The organism is Corallococcus sp. CA047B, assembly GCF_003612065.1.
GTDB lineage: Bacteria > Myxococcota > Myxococcia > Myxococcales > Myxococcaceae > Corallococcus > Corallococcus praedator.
On the sequence record NZ_RAWD01000534.1, the window covers coordinates 1 to 3,558 of the forward strand.

Below are 3,558 nucleotides of genomic sequence, written 5' to 3' on the forward strand. Positions count from 1 at the left end.
GGCGTGGGGTTCGGGGGCCTTTGGCGGAAGCTTCGCGGTGGCCCGCGCGATTTCGGGCGGGGGCTCCGGTGCCGCGGGGGGCGGAGGCGGCGCGCCCTGGGCCGCCTGCTCCAACTGCGGCAGCAGGGACTCCAGCGGCGAGCCGGACAGGTCCTGGCGCGACGCCAGCCGGCGGCCCGCGTCGTCCAGCGCGTCCACCGTGGCGAAGCACAACTCGAACAGGTCCGGTGACGGGGCGCGCCCGTGGATGAGCGGCTCCAGCACCTCTTCCAGCCGGTGGCAGGCGGTCTCCACCAGACTGGCGCTGGCCGCGCGCGACGCGCCCTTCACGCTGTGCAGCGTGCGCAGCAGGCCGGGGATGAGCTCCCGCGCGCGCGCCGGGGCCTGCTCCAGCGCGAGCAGGTCCCGGTTGAGGGACACGACGTGCCCCTCCAGCTCCTCCAGGAACGAATCCAGCAGTGCCTGCGCCAGCCGGTCGCGATCCATGCGTTAGCGCCCGAACTCCCCGAGCAGCCCCTTGAGCTTCTGGCCCATGGCGTTGATGTCCTGCATCGCCCGCTCCGTCTGACGCGACGAGATGAGGCCCTGCTGCGTGGCCTGGTTCACGTCGTGCATCGCCTGGCGGATCTGCCCGATGCCGGTGGCCTGCTGGTTGGCGGACGCGGCGATCTGCGCGGCGGTGAGCGACGCCTGCGTGAGCAGGTCCGCCAACTGCTGGATGGTGGTGCCCGCCTCGGTGACGACGCGCGTAGCGGACGACACGCTCTTGGTGCCCTCCTCCGTGGTCATCACCGCGCCGTGCGTGGCCTTCTGGATTTGTCCCAGGATCTGCCGCACCTGCGAGGTGGCCTTCTTGGACTGGTCCGCCAGGGCCTTCACCTCCGAGGCGACGACGGCGAAGCCGCGGCCGTGCTCGCCCGCGCGGCTCGCCTCGATGGAGGCGTTGAGCGCCAGCATGTGCGTCTGTTCGGAGATGTCGTTGACGGTGGTGATGATGTCGCCAATGGCCTGGGCCTGTTCGGCCAGGGCGAGGATGCGCGAGGCGATGGACTCCACCTGGTCGCGCACGGCGCCCATCGCGGACACGGCCTCTTCCACGGCGCGGCGACCGGAGCGGCCGACCTCCTCCGAGTGACGGGCGGACTCGCTCACCGCGCGGGCGCGGCCGGCGGCCTCCTCCGACGTCTTGGTGATCTCCTCGATGGTGCTCACCGTCTCCGTGACGGCGCTGCCCTGCTCCTGGGCGCCAGCCACCTGCTCGGTGGTGCTGGCGAGGATTTCGGAGGACGCGCCCGCGAGCTGGTTGACGAACTCCGCCACCGTCTTGAGCGTGTGCTCGCGCTGCTCGGCCTGCTTCGCCAGCTGCACCTCGGCCACCTGGCGGCGCTCGGCCATGGCGTTGAAGGCGTTCGCCAGCTCCGCCATCTCGTCGCGGCCCTTCACGTCGATGCGGTGGGACAGCTCTCCGCGGCCCAGCTGCTCAGCGCCGACGGTGAGCTTGCGCAGCGGGGTGGTGATGCCCCGGGTGATGACGAAGCTGCCCAGGCCGACGATGGCCAGGCCCAGCAGGGTGCCAATGCCCAGCACCCACACGCTGCGCTGCGCGGCCTGCCGGGCTTCTTCGGCGTCGCGCTCCCAGCGCTGCTGCTCGATGTCGAGCATCTCGCCGATGTGGTTGCGCACCTGGTCCATCAGCTCCAGGCCCCGGCCGTTCTGGACGATGGTCGCCGCAGCCTCCATGCCCTTCTCGCGACGCAGGCGGATGCCCTCCTGCAGCCGCTCCAGCCGGGCACTGATGATGGGCTCCAGCCGGTTCAGCCGCGCGCGCTGCTCGGGATACGCGGCCATGGCCGTCCGCAGGTTGGTCAGGTCCTCCTGGAGGTTGCCGAGCGCGGCGTTGTAGGGCCCCAGGTAGCGGTCCTCGCCGGTGATGATGAAGCCGCGCTGCCCCGTCTCCGCGTCCACCAGCAGCGCGCGCACCTCGCGCAGGACGCGGAAGTTCTCATGGGCCCTCAGCAGTCCCTCCGTCGTGGTGGTGAGCTGCTGCGCGCCCTGGAAGGCGACGCCAGCGATCACCAGCAGGACCAGCAGGGACAGCCCGAATCCCAGCGCGATGCGATTCCCGATGCTCATGCGACTCCTTCTTCGGACAGCTCGAACACGAGACGACCGTCACCCAGGAGGGCCTCTCCCTCCAGGACGAGTGTGCCGTCGGGGCTGACGCCGGACACCAGCGCGCCCGCTTCCTCATCCAGGGAGGGGGGCGCGGGCAACAGCTCCGTGCCCGTCAGCACCGCCACCTCCGTCACTTCATCCGTGCGCAGCCCCAGCTCCGGGCGCGTGGTGCCCACCACCAGCACCGGCCCATGGGCCTGGGCGGCGGGCCGGCCGAACAGCGGCGCCAGCTCCACCACGGGCAGCACCTCGCCGCGCAGCAGCGTCAGGCCGCGCAGCAGCGGCGGCGCGCCCGGCAGCGGGGTGAGCTCCGGCGCGCGCATCACCTCCAGGATGAAGCGCGACTCCAGCGCGTAGGACTGGCCCGCGGCGCGAAAGCGCACCACCTCGCGCTGGCTGCCGGGCACCACCGGAATCTCGGGAGGGCGGGCCAGGGCGCGTGCGCGCGCGTCAAGCTGTTCGCTCGCCGCTTCGTCGGAGTAGGCCTCGCGCGCCTCGGTGGCGCGCTCCAGCTCCTCCAGGCGGGCCCGGGCCTTCTCCCAGTCGATGACTCCCTCGCGCTTCGGCATCAGCTCGCCCCTCCGCCTTCAAGCTCCAGGCGCCGCCACTCCGCGCGCGCCACATCCGCCAGGGCTCCCGCTCGTTCACCCTCCGCCAGCGGCACCAGCGCCTCCGGCGGCAACTTCCGACACAGCCCTTCCGCCTCCCGGTATGCCCGAGCGGCGGCGGCGGCCTGGTCCTGCCGGCGCAGCACATGGCCCAGCAGCAGGTGGCCCACGGCGAGGCCCGGCTCCAGGTAGAGCGCCTGCCGGGCGGACTTCTCCGCGTCGGGCAGCCGCGACTGGCCCAGGAGCAGCAGCGCCTCCAGATACCGCAGGCCGGCGACCAGCGGGTGACGAACCACCGCCTCTCCGCACGCGAACACCGCCGCGCGGGGATCCAGGTTGGCCAGCGTACGGACCGCCTCCAGGGCCTGATCCAGGTCGGCCGCTTGAGCGCCCGCCCGCTTCGAGGCCTCGCGCCAGTCACCGCGCGCCAGGGCCTGCCGCACGGCCTCCCGGGCCTCCACGCTCAGCGCGAAACGGGCTGCGGGAGCGACGGGCCTGGGAGGGACCGGGGCAGGCGTGGCGCGTGGCTCGAAGGCATTGGGGACCGGAAAGGATCCGGACGCCTCGCCCGAAGCGAAGCGGGCGCCATCGAAGGAACCCGAGGCCTCTCCCGATGCGAAGAGGGAGCCATCGAAGGCCCTCGCCGTCTCCCCGGAGGCCGGACCTGAAGCGAAGCGGGCACCCTCGAAAGAAGCCGACGTCTGGCCTGGGGTCGGAGTGAAGCGGGCGCCATCCGACCCTTCGGCTGGATCCGAAGCGAAGCGGACGGGGGGCG

Annotated in this window: 3 protein-coding genes and 1 pseudogene; all 4 read right to left on the bottom strand. The window is 72.5% G+C overall.

Going from position 1 to position 3,558, the window contains the following annotated elements; all coding sequences use genetic code 11:
• The coding region (locus D7X74_RS40495; RefSeq protein ID WP_233602464.1) for an Hpt domain-containing protein at positions 1–486 on the bottom strand (486 nt) is incomplete at its 3' end.
• A 3-nt stretch (positions 487–489) separates the two neighbouring features.
• The gene (locus D7X74_RS40500) at positions 490–2,133 is read right to left on the bottom strand and encodes a methyl-accepting chemotaxis protein (protein ID WP_120538268.1); all 1,644 of its coding nucleotides are present in this window, start codon (positions 2,131–2,133) and stop codon (positions 490–492) included.
• On the bottom strand, positions 2,130–2,744 hold the full coding sequence (locus D7X74_RS40505; RefSeq protein ID WP_120538269.1) for a chemotaxis protein CheW: 615 nt from the start codon (positions 2,742–2,744) through the stop codon (positions 2,130–2,132). Before D7X74_RS40505 ends, D7X74_RS40500 begins: the two co-directional genes overlap by 4 nt.
• A pseudogene (locus D7X74_RS44680) lies at positions 2,744–3,558 on the bottom strand (chemotaxis protein CheR); the annotation flags it as partial. The gene D7X74_RS40505 and the pseudogene D7X74_RS44680, both read right to left, overlap by 1 nt.

Excerpts from the sequence above, each read along its gene's own strand:
- D7X74_RS40505 (WP_120538269.1), bottom strand. The coding sequence starts at position 2,744 with ATGCCGAAGCGCGAGGGAGTCATCGACTGGGAGAAGGCCCGGGCCCGC.
- D7X74_RS40500 (WP_120538268.1), bottom strand. The coding sequence starts at position 2,133 with ATGAGCATCGGGAATCGCATCGCGCTGGGATTCGGGCTGTCCCTGCTG.